We start from the raw sequence: 374 nt of genomic DNA, 5'->3' as shown, positions 1-374 counted from the left end.
GGCACCACGTCATGCCGCTGCTGGTCGAACATTTTAGCGTGGTGGCGATTGATCTGCGCGGTGCGGGTTTTTCCGACTGCCCGCTTGACGGCTATGACAAGGCGACGATGGCGCGCGACGCGCACGAAGTAATGCTCGCCCTTGGGCATAATCGCTATGCCGTGTGTGGCCATGACATTGGCGGAATGGTCGCATTGCCGCTGGCCGCTATCTATCGAGATTCGGTTACTCACCTTGCTGTCCTCGATGTTCCGCTTCCTGGCTGGAGCCAGTGGGAGGCGACGACGGCAAAGATCTGGCACTTCGCGTTCCATGCCAATCGGAATCTGCCGGAACGCCTGATTTATGGCCGCGAATATGACTATGTTTCGGCC

At 58.6% G+C, this 374-nt stretch carries 1 protein-coding gene; it reads left to right on the top strand.

Translation table 11 applies throughout. The features are described 5' to 3' along the window. Positions 1-374 (top strand): alpha/beta fold hydrolase (locus AB4Z23_RS29010; RefSeq protein WP_441361376.1); only part of this gene is annotated, 374 nt, incomplete at both ends.

Source organism: Agrobacterium sp. MCAB5 (genome assembly GCF_052114365.1).
GTDB classification, from domain to species: Bacteria; Pseudomonadota; Alphaproteobacteria; order Rhizobiales; family Rhizobiaceae; genus Agrobacterium; species Agrobacterium tumefaciens.
The sequence above is the reverse complement of the archived record's forward strand: the minus strand, read 5'-3'. Positions and strand labels throughout refer to the sequence as shown.